This window comes from Mycobacterium sp. G7A2 (assembly GCF_041902445.1).
Taxonomy (GTDB): Bacteria; Actinomycetota; Actinomycetes; order Mycobacteriales; family Mycobacteriaceae; genus Mycobacterium.
Map to the genome: position 1 here is coordinate 1,141,922 of NZ_CP169251.1, position 17,430 is coordinate 1,159,351.

A 17,430-nucleotide genomic window follows, 5' to 3' on the forward strand; every position below is an offset into this window, starting at 1 on the left:
TTGAGTCACCGAGGCCGGCTGTGTGTCCAGCGGCGGATGAACGGAATCGACTGGGTGTGCCGCGGCCCGGACGCCCGATCGGACTGGAGGGGATCCCGCCGCCGGCACTGATCGGCGGCCCGATCGGACTGGAGGGGATCCCGCCGCCGGCACTGATCGGCGGCCTGATCTGGTGGATGCCCGCCCCGGTTCAGCCGGAACACCCTCCGCGGCGCTGAGCGGTCGCTTAGCATGGTTCGGCGATGGCGATGAAGCCACGCCTCAGCCCCTGGAAGTGCGGACTCAATGCCACAAACAACGACCCACCCGGGTATCTGCCGCATCTGTTCGGCTCACTGCGGTGTCCTGGCCACCGTGACCGACGGTCGGTTGACCAAGGTCGCAGGCGACCCGGACAACCCCATGTTCCAGGGCTACACCTGCGCAAAGGGCCGGGCGCTGCCGGAAATTCACAACGATCCGAAAAGGCTCCTGCACAGCCGGAAACGCCAGACCGACGGCACCTACGCGCGGATCGGGTCCGAGCAGGCCATGGAGGAGATTGCGGAGAAACTTCGGGAAATCCTCGCTGCCCACGGCCCGCGGTCGGTGGCGATGTATCTGGGCACCAACGGCCTGCCCTATCCCGCGTCGGCGTTGATGGGTAACGCGTTCATGCGCGGCATCGGGTCGCCGATGTTCTTCACGGCCAACACGATCGACCAACCAGGTAAACAGATCGCCTTGGCCGCCCACGGCCACTGGCTGGGCGGCGACGTCGACTTCCACGAAGCCGACAGCTGGCTGCTGATCGGTACGAACCCGCTGGTGTCCAAGGCCATCGGCATCCCGGGTCAGAATCCGTCCCGGAACCTGCGAGCGGCCACCGCACGCGGCATGAAGCTGATCGTCATCGATCCGCGTCGATCTCAGACAGCCGCCCGCGCCGCGATCCATCTGCAGCCACGACCCGGTGAAGACGCGACGATCCTTGCTGGTCTGATCAACATCATCATCGGCAACGGCTGGCACGACGCCGCCTTCGTCGACGAGAACGTGGCAGGTTTCGAAGACCTGGCCCGCGCAGTTTCCGACTTCACGCCGGACTACGTGGCCGAACGGGCGGACATTCCGCTGGAGCAACTTCTGGCAGCGGCAGAACTCTTCGCGACCTACGGCACGAAGCGCGGGATGGTCAACGCCGGCACCGGGGCGAACTTCGCGATGCACGGAAACCTGGTCGAGTACCTGTGCCTGTGCCTGACGACCATCTGCGGACGTTGGCAACGGGCCGGTGAGAAGGTGACCCGCCCGAATGCGTTGTTGCCCGCGTTCACCGCCAAAGCGCAGGCGCACCCTCCGTACGAGGGGTGGGGTTACGGCGAGAAGTTGCGCGTACGCGGCCTGACCGACGCCGTGTGCGGGATGCCGACCGCCGCACTGGCCGACGAGATCCTGCTCGAGGGCGACGGTCAGGTCAAGGCGTTGATCTGCATCGGCGGCAATCCGATGGCGGCCTGGCCGGACCAACGCAAGACGCACCGGGCGCTACAGAGCCTCGAACTGCTGGTCACCCTCGACACGGAGATGTCACTGACGTCGCGGCTGGCCGACTACGTGATCGCCCCGATGATGCAGATGGAAACGCCCGCCATGACGATGGGCAGCGAGCTGATCAAGTACTACACCAGCGGCACCGGAATCCCTGCCGCCTACGCGCAGTACACCCCGCGTGTGGTTGACCCGCCGCCCGGCTCCGACCTGATCGAGGAATGGAAGTTCTTCCTCGGGTTGACCAAACGGATGGATCTCGAGCTGTGGTTCGTCAACTTCTTCGGCGGTGGCGGTGGCAAGTTCATGGAGTCGGCGCCGATCGTCCTACCCATGAACCGCGAGACCGAGCTGAGTACCGAGGAGCTCTTCGAGCAGATGTGTGCGACCGCGCGAATCCCGCTCGACGAGGTCCGGCGGCACCCGCACGGCGCGATCTTCGACGTCGACGCGGTGGTGCAGGAGCGTGATGCCGACACAACCGCGAGGCTCGACGTCGGGAACGCGTACATGCTGGCCGAACTGGCCGCCGTTCTCGACGAGGAGGTCGATGGCGCGAGAGCCGATTCGGCGTTTCCGTTTCGGCTCATCCCGCGTCGGCACCCCAACTTCATGAACTCCTCCGGCACTGCGCTGGCCGCCCTGAATCGCGGTAAGCCCTACAACCCGGTGTACATGCACCCCGACGCAGTGGCTGAGCTCGGCCTGCGATCCGGGTGCTCGGTCATGGTCACCTCCCGGCACGACAGCGTGCCGGCCGTGCTGGAATCCGACGACTCGGTGCGTCCCGACGTCGTGGCGATGCACCACGCCTTCGGCGGCCTGCCGGATGAGGACGACGAGTTCCGCGAGCGCGGAACCAACGTCGGCCGGTTGGTGTCCACCGAGGTCGACTACGACCCGATCACCGGTCTGCCTCGGCAGGGCAACATCGCTGTGCGTGTCGCGCCCTTGGGGCAAGGGTGAGTACCCCGAAACGAGAGCGCCGAGCGAGACGGTCGTGGCAGCATCGGTGAACACACCGGAATCTCGCTCTTTCTGGAGACAGCATGCTTCGTGACCTGGCCGCGGCTGCGCTGATGATGCTCGCAGCCGGTGCGTGTCTGCCGGCGCCGTCGGCGACCGCAGCTGACGGCGACCAACTCGTCGATGTCCAGGACGGGCGGCTGCGATGTCTGGTCAGCGCCCACTACGGCGCCGCGGGACAACCCATGGCCATCTGTGGCATGTCGAACGGAGCCCCGTTCGGGGCGTCGCCCAACTCGATCGGTAGCTCCACCCCGCTGAACCTCGCGGTCATGAACGGCACCGGACAGTCCTACTGGGCGGCCGGAACGCTTCCGGGCACCGCCGCCGACTCCATGTCTCTGGGGGTCGGCCAGACGTACACCGCCAACGGCTGGACGATCATCAACGAAGCCGGCCGGGCGCGGGTCAAGAACGACCACAGCGGTCACGGTCTGATACTGAACGTGGTGACCTGGCGGGCATTCTGAGCGTCCGGCGTGGTGTACTCAGCCGCCGAGCGCCGGCCCGGAGGCCGTGGCTTGATGTCTGATCATCTCGACCACGTCTTCACGGCTCTGCGGACGACTGAAAAGGTAACCCTGGGCCATCGTGAAGCCCATGTCGCGCAGCACCGCCGCCTGGCGGGCGGTCTCGACGCCTTCGACCACGATGGGCAGATGAAGGGCATTGGCGAGTCCCGCGACCGCCTGCAGCAGGCGCGGAGCAGACGGCGAGATGATCGACGACACGAATGAACCGTCGAGTTTGAGGAGGTCGGTCGGCAGCGTGTGCAGCCGGCTCAACGACGAGTATCCGGTGCCGAAGTCGTCGATGGCGACGCGGATTCCGTGGCGGCGTAGCTCATGCAGGGCGTTGATCGACGAGGGCCGGTCCACGTCGAGAACCGTCTCGGTGACCTCCAGCACGAGTTGGTCGGCGGGCCAGCCGGTGGCGCGCAGCGTGTCCACGACCCGGGCGGCATAGCCCCGCTTGACCAGTTCGAGGCCGGACACGTTGACGCTCAACATCAGTGGCAGGCCGGGGAATCGGCCCTGCACCCAGCAGGCGTCCAGGCACGCCCGGCGCAGCACGAACTGATCGAGGGCCGCGATCAGATCGTGGTCCTCGGCGACCCTGATCACCTCACCGGCATTCAGGTCGGGCCCCAGCGCCGGCGACCACCGCAGCAGCGCCTCGACACCCATCACGACATCAGGGTCACCAAGTCGCATCACCGGCTGGTAACAGACCCTGATGTCTTCGGCGGCAAGCGCTTCTCTGAGCTGAACGGCCAGCGGCGGCAGCTCGGAGGACTCGAGCATCGTGCGGTTGCGTCCGGTGGACCGTGCGCGGCGAAGCGCCGCGTCGGCGCGCTCGAGAACCGGGGTGGGGGATTCACCGGCCGCCCAGGCGCTGACCCCGGCAGAGAATTCTCTGGTGCATTCCTGCCGGAGTCGCAGGGTCAGCGCGAAAGCGTCGTGCTCGGTGGTCGCCGGCAGCATCAACGCGAGTTCGCCGTCACTGCGCCGTGCCAGCACGTGGCCGGGATCCAGCACACCGAGCCAGGCTGACGTCAACTGCTGCATCAACGCATCCGCGGCCCGATCGCCGAACTCCTGCTGCACCGCCGCGCGCGCGTCCACGCAGATCAGAACCACAGCCGGCCCGGTCTTCTCCCATGAAGCCCTGCTGACCTCGGCGCTGAGGATCCGATCGAACCCGCGCCGGTTGGGCAGACCGGTCACCTCGTCGAGTTCTGCCTTCGCCACCACCTGCCCGAGGGCGAGGATGATCACTCCGACCGCGGCCGTGGTCGCGGCCGTGACGAGACCCGTCCACCACGGCACGGACCCGGTCACAGCCAGCGCAGTGGTCGAACACAGCATGGCGAGGCCCAGATAGAGCACCGCGGTGGGCCACGCCACGAAAAACGCCGCGCAGCCGACGAACACGTACAGCGTCGCGAAGGACACCGCCGCCGCGCCGGTTGCGAACGTGACCGAGAGCGTGATCTGCAGGATCGCGGTGACCACCAGGAGGTGAAACTGCACCAGCGTGACGCGCCGCCCGGTGAGCAGGACCGCGATCCCGATCGCCATGGCCGCCGTGGCGTTGGCGTACTGCACGACGGCGTGCTCGAACGAGGTCGGGGTCAGCGCGGTGATCAGCGCCACCAGCACGCCGCCGAACACGAAACTGGACCCGGCGGTGCGCGCCCACAGCGCCGGCTGGGCAATACCGGGCCACTTCTGCGCGCGTGTGATCGCGGCCCGAACGGCCGACACCCTCCCCACCTCGAACATGTTAGCTGCGCACCCGCCGCCTGATGCGCTCTACCGGCGTTTCGGTCGGCCGCCGGTCAGATCAGACGAGTTGCGCTCAGCTCAGTTGATCCCGCAGCTGACGTTTGAGCACTTTGCCGTAGCTGTTCTTGGGCAGTTCGTCGACGAACGCGTAGCGTTTCGGACGCTTGAACCGGGCGATTCGCTGCAACAGCAGCGCGTCCAGGTCCTCGGGCGTGGCGTCGCCGACGATGAAGGCGACCACGACCTCGCCCCATTCCTCGTCCGGCGCGCCGACGACGCCCGCTTCGACCACGCCGGGGTGTTCGAGCAGCACCTCCTCGATCTCGCGCGGGTAGATGTTGCTGCCACCGCTGATCACCACGTCCTTGGACCGGTCCCGAAGTGTCAGCACGCCGTTGCCGTCGAAGGAGCCCAGGTCGCCGGTGTGTAACCAACCGTCGCGCAGCGTCGCCAACGTCGCCGCCGGATTGTTCCAGTAGCCGGACATCACCACGTCTCCGCGGCAGACGATCTCGCCGATCTCACCGACTCCTGCCGGTGTCCCGCCCGGCCCCAGTACCGCGACGTCGACGCCGGAACGGGCGTACCCGACCGAGCCGAGCACCTCGTCGGGGGCCCACCCGGCGCCGTCGGCCTGGCCGGTGACGTGGTCGGCGCGGCGCAGGCCGGTGATCGTCATCGGCGCCTCGCCCTGACCGTAGAGCTGAACGAAGATCGGGCCGAACGCGGCCAGCGCCTTCTTGAGGCTGTCGACGTACATCGGTCCGCCCCCGTAGACGATCGTCTCGAGGTTGGCCGGCCGGGGCCGACCCGTCTGGACGAGCCGGGACACCATCGTGGGCGCCAGGAATGCGCTGCAACGGGGATGCAGGTCGCACAGGTCGAGGAACTCGTCCGGGTCGAACGCGCCGGATGCCGGCACCACCTGTCGTGCGCCGCGCAGGACGTACGGAGGCACATAGAGGCCCGAGCCGTGCGACATCGGGGCCCCGTGGATCAGGCTGGAATTCTCGTCGGGGGAGTCGAAGTCGGCCAGGTGTGACAGCGTCATCGCCATCAGGTTGCGATGGGACAGCATCGCCCCCTTCGAGCGACCCGTGGTCCCGCTGGTGTAGAACAGCCAGGCCAGGTCCGCCGGATCGGTGGTGCGGGGGACGGCTGCCATGTCCGAGGTGCAACGCTCTTGGTACTCGACCGCCCCGATGGTCTCGATCGGGACCGACGTGACGTCGGACAGCGCAGACGCGATCTTGGCCGAAGCGAAAACCACTGCGGCGCCGGCATCATCGAGAATCTGGTCCATCTCGCGCGGATGCAGCTTGTAGTTGAGCGGGACGAACACACACTCGGCCGCCCAGATCGCGAACATCAGCTCCACGATCTGCGGGCTGTTCTCGCCGGCCACCGCGACCCGGGCGCCCGGTCCCAGCTCCTGCAGTGATCCAGCCAGCCGCAGCGCCCGCTCCCGCAGTGCAGACCAGGTGTGAACCTGTTGATCACCGTGGTACACCGCACCCCGGTCACCGTGGCGCGTGGCGGCCTGGTCGAGCAGCGCGAACAGGTTCACCGGGCGGACTCCCGGGGAACCCATTCGGAGGTGAGGGCGAAGTCGGACAGGTACTTCGTCGAGCTCCACCCACCGTCGACGACGATCGTCTGGCCGTTGATGAAGCTGCCGCCCTCGGAGCAGAGGAACGCCACGGTCGAGGCGATGTCCTCGACTCGGCCGAGGCGCTGGTGCGGGGTCATCTCGGTGTTGATCTTGCGGAACCGTTCGTCCTCCAGCCGGTGGGCCACCATCGGAGTGAGGGTGACGCCGGGAGCCACTGCGTTGCAGCGGATTCCGAGCGGGCCGTACTGGCAGGCGATGTGGGTGGTCAGCGCGGTGAGCCCGCCCTTGGCCGCTGAGTAGGCGCCGCCGCGCAGCCCACCGACGACTGCGAACGTCGACGTGACGTTGATGATCGCCGAGCCGGGCTGCATGTGCCCGATGACGTCGCGGGCCAGCCGGAAGGGTGCCCGCAGCATGATGCCGAGAAAATGGTCGAGCGTCTCGTCGTCGGTCTCGTGCAGCGGTTTGGGACTGCCGATGCCGGCGTTGTTGACCAGGAAGTCGATGCGGCCCCAGCGGTCCAGCGCCGCTGCCACGATGCGTTGCGGTGCGTCATCGGCGGTCAGGTCGACCGACAGCGTCTCGATCTCGCCGGACCCGGGGTCCGCGTTCTCGAGATCGGCCAACCGGCCGGGGTCCCGGCCGGTGCCCAACACGGCCATCCCCTGCGCGGCCAGCGTTGTCGCGCAGCCGAACCCGATGCCGCTGCTGGCACCGGTGACGATCGCTACCTGCATGTCATGACTCCTTGATCAGCTCGGCCTTGAGGACGTGCTTGAGCACCTTGCCCGCGTCGTTCTTCGGCAGCGCGTCGACGAACCGCACCTGCTCGGGCACCTTGAACTTGGCCACCCCGTGCGCCACCAGGAACTCGTGGAGGTCGGCGACCTCGGGGCCCCGGCCGCCGGAGGCGACAATGGCCGCGCAGGCACGCTCCCCGGTGCGGGAATCGGGAAGACCGACGATCGCGATCTCGGCGATCTGTGGATGCGTGACGAGGATGTCCTCCACTTCCTTGGGCGAGATGTTCTCGCCGTTGCGGATGATGATGTCCTTGGCGCGGCCTGTCACCACGAGGTGCCCGTCGTCGGTGAACCGGCCGAGGTCGCCGGTTCGGAAGTAGCCGAACTCGTCGAAGGCCGCGGCGTTGTCCTCGGAGTGCAGGTACCCGCGGAACATCTGCGGTCCGCGGGAGCGGATCTCCCCGTCGACGATGGCGACCTCGGCGATCCCGGGGTGGCCGTCGGTGTCGGCGGCCCGCTCGGTGTCATCGAGCGATCCCACCGTCGTCACCGGAACCTCCGTCGATCCGTACACCCGGCTGACGGCCGCCTTGTCCAGGTATTCCGTGGCGCGTCGGATCAGCGACGGCGGTACCGAGGCGCCGCCGCAGATGAACACCTTCAGGTCGGGCAGGCGGGTATCGGCCCGTTGGGCCGCCGCCAGGAGTCCCTCCAGGAACGGGGTCGCACCGGCCATGTGCGTGCAGCCGTGCTCGAGCATCAGCGCGACGGCACGGTCGGGCTCCCAGCGCTGCATCAACACTGCCTGCGTGCCCAGCAGCAGTGGGCACTCGAAGGCGTAGATCGAGCCGCCGATGTGGGCGACCGGGGACGGCACGAGGAACGAGTCGCCGGCCTCGATGCGCCAGGACCGGCCGAGCTGGGTGATCAGCGCGTGGAGTGAATCGTGGCTGTGAAGAACGCCTTTGGGCCGGCCGGTGGTCCCCGAGGTGTACAGAACCAGCTGGATGTCGGACGGGTCGAGAGCCGGCAGGGTGCCGGCAGCGGGTTCGTCGAGCAGATCGGCGAACGCGGTGTGGCCGCCGGCGTCGCCGCGCACCACCACCACCTCGGGCGGGTCGGGCAACCCAGCGGTGACGCGATCGAGCATCGCGACGTAATCGTGCCCACCGACGACGTGCGGAATGAAGACCGCGCGACTGTTGGCATCGGTGAGGATGAACGACAGTTCGTGATCGCGCAGCGACGGCAGGATCGGGTTGGCGATCATGCCGGCCAGTGTTGTTCCCAGATAGATGACCGCCGCCTCGTGCCAGTTGGGCAGCGTGAAGGAGACGATGCTGCCGACGGGCATTCGCCGCGTCAAGGCGTGCGCGAGCAGGGTTGCCCGGTCCAGCAGTTGAGCAGCCGTCACGACACTGTCGTCGTCGCGCACCAGGATCCGCCCCGGCGCGTCACGCGCGCTCGCGCGCAGCGCATCGGCTAGTGTGGCGTTCACCCGTTGTCCCGGACTCGGCGCATGGTCATCGAATGCCGGAAGCGCGACGACGGGTGGATGTTGACGGTGACCTGGGCGACCTCGCCGTCGGACGTGATGTAGGTGCGCCGCATCTGCAGCGCGGCGGTCCCGCGCCCGACCTCGAGGTGCTCGGCGAGACCCGCCTCCAGCACGACCGCCGAGATCTCCTGGTGCACCTCGCTGATGCTGACCCCGAAGAGGTCCTCGACCAACGGGAAGATCGGCCCGCTGTGACGCTGCAGGAGCCGGCCGACCGCCGCGAAGTTGCGGTTGATGTAGTACTCGGTGCGGCATGCCGGCGGGGTGTGCTCGTCGACGCGCCGATATCCGGCGACTCCGAGCCATTGCGTGCCAGATGCGAGTCCGGTGCGTTCGGCCAGTGCCGCATTCACCGTGACCATGGCGTTGGAGTCGATGGCGAACCTCGCACCCTGGGCGAAGGCGAGCAGGTCCTCGATCGAGACGACGTCCTGGGCGTAGGAGTTGTTCGTCGGCCGGGGGACCACCAGTGTGCCCGCGCGCGGTTTGGAGGTGACCAGGTTGTCGTCGCGCAGCCGCCGCAGCGCCTCGCGAACGGTGTAGCGGCTGACGGCGAACCGCTCGCACAGCTCGTGTTCGGTGGGCAGTTGGGAGCCGACCGGGTAGACGCCGTCGACGATCTCCTTGCGCAGGGTACGCGCGACCTGGAGGTAGCGATGATCGCCGGCGGTCGTCGTCATCGCCGGCCGATCGCCAGGACGCTACCGTCGGAGTCGGCGGACACATACAGAGTGCCGTCCGGCCCGCAGGTCACCCCGGCGAAGGGCCCCTGCGGACCCGAGAACGGCGGCATGCCTTTCAGCGGTTTCGGTTCGACGCCGGGCGGAGCGCCGACCGGCAGTCCGCCGGCGATCGTGGTGCGCGCCTTGGTGCCCAGGTCGAACTCGACGAGTTCCTTGGCGCCTGCGTCGACGATGTAGAGCCGGCCGTCGCGGACATGGATGCCCTGCGGGCACTGCAGTCCGTCCACCACGGTGTCCGGACCCGCCGATCCGAGCCGAACCACCCGCCCGGCACCGGATTCGGCCACCAGCGTCGCGCCGTCATCGTCGAAGGCGATCCCGACCGGCTCGTGCAGGCCCGAGCAGATCGTCTCGGCCCGCCCCGACTGCAGGCAGTGCACCTTTCCGGTGCCGAGCTCGGCGAACACGATCGCGCCGTGGGCGGCGGCGACACCGTAGAGCTGATCGAAGTCGGTTGCGAGGAATTCGGTTTCGCCGGTGCCCGGCCGGTAGCGTGCCACCTGGCCGCCGGACGTCGTGACGACGAACTCGTCGGTACCGACGGCGTCGACACCGCGCAGGAAGCCCGGATAGCCCGGGGAGAAGAGCATGCCCACCGTCTCGAGGGTGCCGTTCGCGCCGACTCGGTAGAAGTACGTGCCGTCGGCGATGTGGAGCGTTCCGCCGGCGATGGTGAGGTCCAAGGGCCAGTTCAGCCCGCCCGGCAGCACCGTCGATATCTGCCCGTCGGAGCCGATCTCGGTGATCTCGCCGGTGAAGTTCGACGTGAGCAACCGGCCGCCGACAAAGGTGAGGTTGTCCAGTCCCGGATTCAACTGTGCCAGTACCGTTTTGTCACCCGACCGGGGATCGATACGCAGCACCTGGCCGCTGGCCACCTGAGTCGACACCAGGTATCCGGCCGAGTCGAACTTGACCGCGTCGGGCACACCGAGCTCGGTGGCGACGCGCTGCGGCTCGCCGCCGTTCGGGTCGACGCGCCAGATCTCGTTGGCGGTCATCAACGGGTAGTACAGCAACCCGTCGGGGCCTACTTCCATGGCGTTCGGGGAGGGCAGGTTCTCGAGCAGGACGCGCGGCTCGCCACCGTCGAGTGGTAGCTCCATCAGCCGTCCGCCGTCGCGGCACTCCCCGACGAACAGGCGCCCGTCGTGCACGGTGATGCCGTTGGCGCACGGCAGATCGTCGCGCAGTACCCGGGTGTGCCCCGCGGGGTCGCGGGCGCTGACCCGCCCGTCCATCACCTCGGTCGCATAGAGGGTGCCGTCGGTGCCGAACGCGACGTCGTCGGGAGCGATGATGTCGCCGCCCTTCGGGCTGACGACCTCCAGCGACCCGGACCCGAGGTCGAGCGCGCTGATCTGACTGCCGGTCACCTGGGCGACGTAGACGCGATCGTCCGGGCCGGTGCGAAGCCCGTTCGCGCCGAACAGCCGGCTCGGGCCGGTCACCGTCTGCAGCTGCCAACCCTCGGCGGTGACGGGATTCGGCGCGGCGTACCGGGGCTTCATGCATCCGGACGTTAGCAAGCCGAAGTTGGTCCAGACAATAGGACGGGAGCTGAGCAGCCAAGCCTTGACGGCTGCATAACCGCTGCGGAATAGTGTTCTTCGTTATGCAGAGTACCGTTTTTTGTCCGGACAAGTGACGTGGGCTCCGAAGCGGCGCTGAGGCTGGACGACCGCATCGTGGTGGTCTCCGGCGCAGGTGGCGGCGGCATCGGAACGACGGTGACACGGATGGCCGCCGAGGCCGGCGCCACCGTCGTCGCGGTCAGTCGCTCGAAGGCCAACCTCGACGAACACGTCGGGCCGCTGGCCGCGCGGGGGTTGTCGGTCGTCTCCGTGTCCGCCGATGTGTCCACCGACGACGGCGTCGCCACAGTGCTCGATCAGGTGCGCATCGCTGCCTCGAACACCGGTGCCCGGCTCTACGGCCTGGTCAATGTCGCGGGCGGCGCCGCGCCGGCCACCTGGATGCCGTCCACCCGGGTCACCCGCGACGACTGGCGGGCACTGTTCGCGGCAAACCTCGAGACGGCCTTCTTCATGAGCCAGGCGGTCGCGGCCGAGATCCGGAACAACGGCGACCCCGGTTCCCTCGTATCGATTTCGTCGATCAGCGGTATGAACACCGCGCCGTACCACATCGCGTACGGCACGGCCAAGGCCGCGGTGGTGGCGATGACCCGCACCATGGCGGTGGAACTCGCCCTCGACGGCATCAGGGTCAACGCCGTCGCACCCGGCGTCACCGCAACCGCCGCCTCGGCGACCTACGTCGACGCCGACCCCGAACGCGACCGCGCAGCCATCGCGATGGGCCGCCGGGGCACCCCGGCGGAACAGGCCGGCGCGATCCTTTTCCTGCTGTCCGATCTGTCGGGCTACATCACCGGGCAGACCCTGCTGGTCGACGGCGGCCTGAACCTGAAGTGGACCCACCTCGGCGCGGACAACACGTCGCTGTTCCTCAAGGACGAGTCGTTCCGCAGCACCATCAGCCGGTTCTGAAAGGAAGATGACGTGACGCACACCGAATCCGACCTCGACGCCGCCATCGAAAGCGAAGCGCCCGAGGATGATTCGACGGGTCAGATCGCGGAAGACCTGTCCGAGCCGACCACGATCTCCGTCGACGCGTACATCTCGGAGCGCTATGCGCGTGCCGAGCGCGACAAGTTGTGGCGCAAGGTGTGGCAGCAGGTCGGGCGGGTCGAGGAGATCCCCGAGGTCGGCAGCTACCTGACCTACGACATCCTCGACGACTCGATCATCGTGGTACGGACGGGCCCCAACGAGTTTGCCGCACATCACAACGTGTGCATGCACCGCGGCCGCAAACTGGTCGACACCCCTGACGGTGCGAAGAACGCCGTCGGGCGGGCGCGAAAGTCGTTCGTCTGCGGATTCCACGGCTGGACCTACGGTCTCGACGGATCCTGCACCCACATCCGTGAGCAGGACGACTGGGCCGGAAAGCTGACGCGGGAGAACACCCACCTCGCCCCCGTGCAGGTCGACACCTGGGGCGGCTGGTTGTTCGTCAACATGGACCCCGAGTGTGAATCGCTGGCCGACTACCTGTTCCCGGCCAACAAGATCCTCGATCCGTTCGGCCTGGAGAACATGCGCTACAAGTGGCGCAAATGGCTCTATTTCGACTGCAACTGGAAAGTCGCGATGGAGGCGTTCAACGAGACCTACCACGTGTTCACCACCCACCCGGAGTTCAACAAGTTCGGTGAGTTCAAGGGCTGGGCCAAGGCGCAGGGTCGGCACAGCAACATCGGCTACGACGCACCGAAAGGCATGGACGAGACCAAGTCCAAGATCCGTCTCGGCACGGGCGATCCGCGTATCTCCACTGCGGAGATGCAGGTGTACACGATGGAGGAGACCAACGCGACCACCACGCAGACGCTGGTGAACGCCGCCAAGCGGTTGGTCGACGAATTGCCTGAAGGAACCCCCGCCGACCAGGTCCTGGCGCACTGGCTCGCCTCGGCGCGGCGCGACGACGAGGCCCGCGGGGTGATCTGGCCGACGATCCCGCCCGACATCCTCGGGCAGAGCGGCACCGCGTGGCAGCTCTTCCCGAACTTCCAGGTGGGCCAGGGACTGACGAGCGCGCTGTGCTACAGCGCCCGCCCTGATCCGAGTTACAACCCGGACAAGTGCATCTTCGAGGTCGCGGTGTTCGAGCTGTATCCCGAAGGCGGAGAGCCGCAGACCGAGTGGGTCTACACCCCGAAGGACTCCCCGAACTGGTTGTCGGTGCTGCCGCAGGACTTCTCCAACATGGCCGCCGTGCAGCAGGGGATGAAGTCGGCCGGCTTCCCGGGCACGCTGCCCAATCCGTACCGGGAGCGCAGCACAGTGAACCTGCACCACCAACTGTCCAAGTACATGGGTACCGGCGAGCCCCGCGAGATCTAGCGAATCCGGCGCGCGCAAGCACCCTCAGCGTCGCTTTGCGCGCCGAATTCGCACGAGGAGAACACATGACCGAGACATGCGGGCCGACCGACACCCCGGCCGACATCGACATCGACGCGCTGCGCGAGAAGTACGCGCAGGAGCGCGCCAAGCGGCTACGGCCGGAAGGGGCCGACCAGTATCTGGAACTCGAGGGCGAGTTCGCCGAGTTCTACGAGACCGATCCCTACACCACGGTGACCGCGCGCGACCCGATCGTCGAGAACGCCGAGGTCGTCATCCTCGGCGGCGGATTCGCCGGTCTGCTCGCGGGGGCCTACCTGAAGAAGGCCGGGGTCGAGGGTATCCGGGTCATCGAGATGGCCGGCGACTTCGGCGGCGTCTGGTACTGGAACCGGTTTCCCGGCATCCAGTGCGACAACGACGCCTACTGCTACATCCCGATGCTCGAAGAGCTCGGCTTCATGCCGTCGAAGAAGTTCGCCGACGGCGCCGAGATCTTTCAGCACTGCCGCAACATGGGCAAGCATTTCGGCCTGTACGACGGTGCGCTGTTCTCCACCCAGGTTCGTGAGCTGCTCTGGGACGACTCGGCGAAGCGCTGGCGCATCAGCACCGACCGCGGCGACGAGATCGCGGCCCGGTTCGTGGTCATGGCGCAGGGCTCCTACAACCGGCCGAAGCTGCCCGGTATCCCCGGCATCCAGGAGTACCGGGACGCCGGCGGCCACGTGTTCCATTCCGCACGCTGGGATTACGACTACACCGGTGGTGACGCCGACGGCGGGCTGGACAAGCTCGCCGACAAGCGGGTCGCACTCGTCGGTACCGGCGCGACCGGCATCCAGTTGGTGCCGCACCTGGGCCGCGACGCCAAGGAGCTGTTCGTGTTCCAGCGCACGCCGTCGTCGGTGGACGAACGGGCGAACACTGCCACCGACCCGGACTGGGCGGCCACGCTGCAGCCGGGCTGGCAGGAGGAACGCAAGCGCAACTTCCACAACTGGTCACCGTTCGTCGGCGTGGTGTTCGGCGAGCCAGACCTGGTGTGCGACTTCTGGACCGAGCTGGGCCGCAACCTGACCGCCCGCATCGCGGGCAGTGAGGACCCCACCACGGTGACCATCGAGCAGATCATGGCCTTCCGGGAAGAGGAGGACTACAAGATCATGGAGCGGCTGCGCCGCCGCATCGAGGCCATCGTCGACGATCCCGGCACCGCCGAGGCGCTCAAGCCCTACTACCGGTTCATGTGTAAGCGGCCGTGTTCGAGCGAGCAGTACCTGGCCACGTTCAACCGACCCAACGTGACACTGGTCGACGTCTCGGAATCCAAAGGCGTGGAGCGTTTGACTGCCAACGGCATCGTCGCCAACGGCATCGAGTACGACGTCGACTGCGTGGTCTTCGCCAGTGGCTTCGAGATCTCCACCGAGATCAGCCGCCGGTACGCGATCGACAGCATCGTCGGCCGCGACGGGTTGTCGCTGTTCGAGTACTGGAAAGACAGGTATCAGACGCTGCACGGGATGACGAGTCGCGGATTCCCGAACCAGTTCTTCATGGGTTTCATCCAGGGCGGTGTATCGGCCAACACCACGGCGATGTTCGAACAGCAGGCCCAGCACATCGCCTACATCATCGCCGAGGCGCAGACCCGGGGCGCCACCACGGTCGAACCCAGCCGCGAGGGGCAGGACGCGTGGGTGGCAACGGTGCGCGAACTGGCGATCGACAACTCTGCCTTCGAACTGTCCTGCACGCCCGGCTATTACAACAACGAGGGCCGCGGCGGCGCCGTGGGTAACGGATCCTTCCTCGGCGACTTCTACTCGCCGGGCTTCTATGCGTTCGACGACCTGATCGCCGAGTGGCGCGCCAAGGGCGACCTGGACGGGCTGGAACTCCGTGCCTGACCTGCGGTTCGACGGCCGGGTCGCGGTCGTGACCGGTGCCGGGCGCGGGCTGGGCCGCGAGTACGCCCTGCTGCTCGCCTCGCGCGGCGCGAAGGTGGTCGTCAACGATGTCGGAGGTGGTCTGGGCGGTGATGGTCGCGATGACCGACCAGCGGCCGACGTCGTCCGGGAGATCCGGGCTGCCGGCGGGCACGCGGTGGTCTCCACGGATTCGGTGACGACGGTGGCGGGTGGACGCGCCATCATCGGTGCCGCGCTGGACAACTTCGGCCGCCTGGACATCCTGATCCACAACGCGGGCAATGTCCGTCGTTCCCCGCTTGCGCAGATGTCCTACCACGACTTCGACGCCGTTCTCGATGTGCATCTTCGCGGAGCCTTCCACGTGGTACGCGAAGCGTTCCCGCAGATGTGCTCGAACGATTACGGACGGATCGTGCTGACGTCGTCGATCGGTGGCCTCTACGGCAACCACGACGTGGCGAACTACGGTGTGGCCAAGGCGGGGATCATCGGCCTGTCCAACGTCGCCGCGATCGAAGGCGCGCCGTCGAACGTGAAATGCAATGTCATCGTTCCCGCAGCTGTCACCCGGATGGCCGAGGGGCTCGACACCTCCGCCTATCCGCCCATGGGGGCCGATCTCGTCGCACCCGCGGTGGGCTGGCTGGCACACGAGCACTGTTCGATCACCGGCGAGATGCTGGTGGCCATCGCCGGGCGCATCGCTCGGGCCTACATCGCCGAGACCCCCGGTGTCTACCGGCCTTCGTGGACCATCGAGGACGTCGAGACCCACGCGGCGCAGATCCGCGACACCGCAGGATCGGTCATGTTTCCGGCGGCGCCGGACGGGCACGCAGAACACATCCGGTACAGCTTCGGCATGGCTGCGCGCGGAGTCACGCATGGGTGACTCCGGACCGCTGGCGGGAATACGCGTCGTCGACCTCACCGCGATGGTGATGGGTCCCTACTGCACCCAGATCATGGCCGACATGGGTGCCGAGGTCGTCAAAGTCGAACCCCCTCAGGGGGACAACACCCGATTCATCTCGGTGGGCCCGGTGTCCGGGATGAGCGGCGTGTTCGTCAACGTCAACCGCGGCAAGCGCAGCGTGGTGCTGGATCTGCGCTCCGAGGGCGGCAAGACCGCGATGCGTGCGCTGATCGAGCGGGCCGACGTGTTCATCCACTCCATGCGGTCCAAGGCGATCGCCACGCTGGGGTTCGGCTACGACGATGTCGCGGCGATCAATCCGTCGATCGTCTACACCAACTGTTACGGGTACGGCAGGCGCGGCCCCGATCGCGACCGGCCGGCTTACGACGACACCATCCAGGCCGAGTGCGGGTTGCCCGCCGTGCAGAAGCAGCTGACCGGCGAGGCCGACTACGTCGGCACCATCATGGCCGACAAGGTCGCGGGGCTCACCGCGCTGTACGCCACGACGATGGCGCTCTTCCACCGCGAGCGCACCGGCGAGGGCCAGGAGGTCGAGGTGGCGATGTTCGAGACCATGGCCTCTTTCATGCTGGTCGAGCATGCCAACGGCGCCATGTTCGACCCGCCGCTCGGTCCGGCCGTCTACCCGCGGACGGTTGCGCCCAACCGCCGGCCGTACCAGACGAAGGACGGTTACATCGCCGCGCTGATCTACAACGACAAACACTGGAGCGCGTTCATCGACGCCGTCGCGCCGCCGTGGGCCACCGACCTGTATGCCACGCTGGAGTCGCGGGCCAACGAGATCGACACCGTCTACGGCTTGGTCGCGCAGACCTTGGCCGAGCGCACCACCGATGAATGGCTGAAGCTGTTCCGGGAGTTGGAGATTCCGGCGGCACCGTTGAACACCCCGGACGCCTTGTTCGACGACGAACACCTCAACGCCGTCGGCCTGTTCGAAACCGTGGACACGCCGCACGGCCCCGTGCGCTTCCCAGGTGTGCCGACGTGGTTCTCCCGCACCCCCGGCAAGGTACGCGGACCCGCACCGGAACTGGGTGCCGACACCGCCGCCGTCCTCGACGAGCTGGGTCTGGGCACGCCCGACACGGTCGGCTCGGGATAGG

At 67.4% G+C, this 17,430-nt stretch carries 14 protein-coding genes; 8 read left to right on the plus strand and 6 right to left on the minus strand.

Annotated elements, in window-relative coordinates; genetic code table 11:
* Nucleotides 1-56: 56 nt before the first annotated feature.
* The 3 genes from ACEWX3_RS05560 to ACEWX3_RS05570 all read left to right on the plus strand — a co-directional run bounded on the left by ACEWX3_RS05560 (nt 57) and on the right by ACEWX3_RS05570 (nt 3,026).
* Nucleotides 57-218 (plus strand): hypothetical protein, encoded by a 162-nt coding sequence (locus tag ACEWX3_RS05560; protein WP_374158893.1) that lies wholly within the window; start codon nt 57-59, stop codon nt 216-218.
* A gap of 67 nt (nt 219-285) precedes the next feature.
* Nucleotides 286-2,496 carry a molybdopterin-dependent oxidoreductase gene (locus tag ACEWX3_RS05565; protein WP_207065743.1) on the plus strand — a complete coding sequence of 737 codons (2,211 nt, stop codon included), beginning with the start codon at nt 286-288 and terminating at the stop codon, nt 2,494-2,496.
* A gap of 83 nt (nt 2,497-2,579) precedes the next feature.
* Entirely contained in the window at nt 2,580-3,026 is a 447-nt protein-coding gene (locus ACEWX3_RS05570; RefSeq protein WP_207065742.1) for a hypothetical protein, read from the plus strand.
* A gap of 18 nt (nt 3,027-3,044) precedes the next feature.
* Here the strand turns inward: ACEWX3_RS05570 and ACEWX3_RS05575 are convergent, their stop codons facing one another.
* From ACEWX3_RS05575 to ACEWX3_RS05600, 6 genes are all read right to left on the minus strand, one after another.
* Entirely contained in the window at nt 3,045-4,823 is a 1,779-nt protein-coding gene (locus ACEWX3_RS05575) for an EAL domain-containing protein (protein WP_374158894.1), read from the minus strand.
* A gap of 94 nt (nt 4,824-4,917) precedes the next feature.
* Nucleotides 4,918-6,411, minus strand: coding sequence for a long-chain fatty acid--CoA ligase (locus tag ACEWX3_RS05580; RefSeq protein ID WP_374158895.1), 1,494 nt, complete (start codon nt 6,409-6,411; stop codon nt 4,918-4,920).
* Nucleotides 6,408-7,193 (minus strand): SDR family NAD(P)-dependent oxidoreductase, encoded by a 786-nt coding sequence (locus tag ACEWX3_RS05585; protein ID WP_374158896.1) that lies wholly within the window; start codon nt 7,191-7,193, stop codon nt 6,408-6,410. Before ACEWX3_RS05585 ends, ACEWX3_RS05580 begins: the two co-directional genes overlap by 4 nt.
* Before the next feature lies 1 nt (nt 7,194).
* On the minus strand, nt 7,195-8,697 hold the full coding sequence (locus ACEWX3_RS05590) for an AMP-binding protein (protein WP_374158897.1): 1,503 nt from the start codon (nt 8,695-8,697) through the stop codon (nt 7,195-7,197).
* Nucleotides 8,694-9,437, minus strand: a complete 744-nt coding sequence (locus tag ACEWX3_RS05595; protein ID WP_374158898.1) for a GntR family transcriptional regulator — start codon at nt 9,435-9,437, stop codon at nt 8,694-8,696. Before ACEWX3_RS05595 ends, ACEWX3_RS05590 begins: the two co-directional genes overlap by 4 nt.
* Nucleotides 9,434-11,011: an SMP-30/gluconolactonase/LRE family protein gene (locus ACEWX3_RS05600; protein WP_374158899.1), complete on the minus strand. Its 1,578-nt coding sequence runs from the start codon at nt 11,009-11,011 to the stop codon at nt 9,434-9,436. Before ACEWX3_RS05600 ends, ACEWX3_RS05595 begins: the two co-directional genes overlap by 4 nt.
* Before the next feature lie 138 nt (nt 11,012-11,149).
* Here ACEWX3_RS05600 and ACEWX3_RS05605 point away from each other — a divergent pair, with 138 nt between their 5' ends.
* The 5 genes from ACEWX3_RS05605 to ACEWX3_RS05625 all read left to right on the plus strand — a co-directional run bounded on the left by ACEWX3_RS05605 (nt 11,150) and on the right by ACEWX3_RS05625 (nt 17,429).
* On the plus strand, nt 11,150-12,013 hold the full coding sequence (locus ACEWX3_RS05605; protein WP_374158900.1) for an SDR family NAD(P)-dependent oxidoreductase: 864 nt from the start codon (nt 11,150-11,152) through the stop codon (nt 12,011-12,013).
* A 12-nt stretch (nt 12,014-12,025) separates the two neighbouring features.
* Nucleotides 12,026-13,438, plus strand: a complete 1,413-nt coding sequence (locus ACEWX3_RS05610; RefSeq protein ID WP_374158901.1) for an SRPBCC family protein — start codon at nt 12,026-12,028, stop codon at nt 13,436-13,438.
* Nucleotides 13,439-13,503: 65 nt separating this feature from the next.
* Nucleotides 13,504-15,354, plus strand: a complete 1,851-nt coding sequence (locus ACEWX3_RS05615) for a flavin-containing monooxygenase (protein WP_374158902.1) — start codon at nt 13,504-13,506, stop codon at nt 15,352-15,354.
* A complete protein-coding gene (locus tag ACEWX3_RS05620; protein WP_207065732.1) occupies nt 15,347-16,270 on the plus strand; it encodes an SDR family NAD(P)-dependent oxidoreductase in 924 nt (307 codons plus the stop codon). The genes ACEWX3_RS05615 and ACEWX3_RS05620 overlap by 8 nt, the downstream gene beginning before the upstream one ends.
* A complete protein-coding gene (locus ACEWX3_RS05625) occupies nt 16,263-17,429 on the plus strand; it encodes a CaiB/BaiF CoA transferase family protein (RefSeq protein WP_374158903.1) in 1,167 nt (388 codons plus the stop codon). The genes ACEWX3_RS05620 and ACEWX3_RS05625 overlap by 8 nt, the downstream gene beginning before the upstream one ends.
* Nucleotide 17,430: the final 1 nt, after the last annotated feature.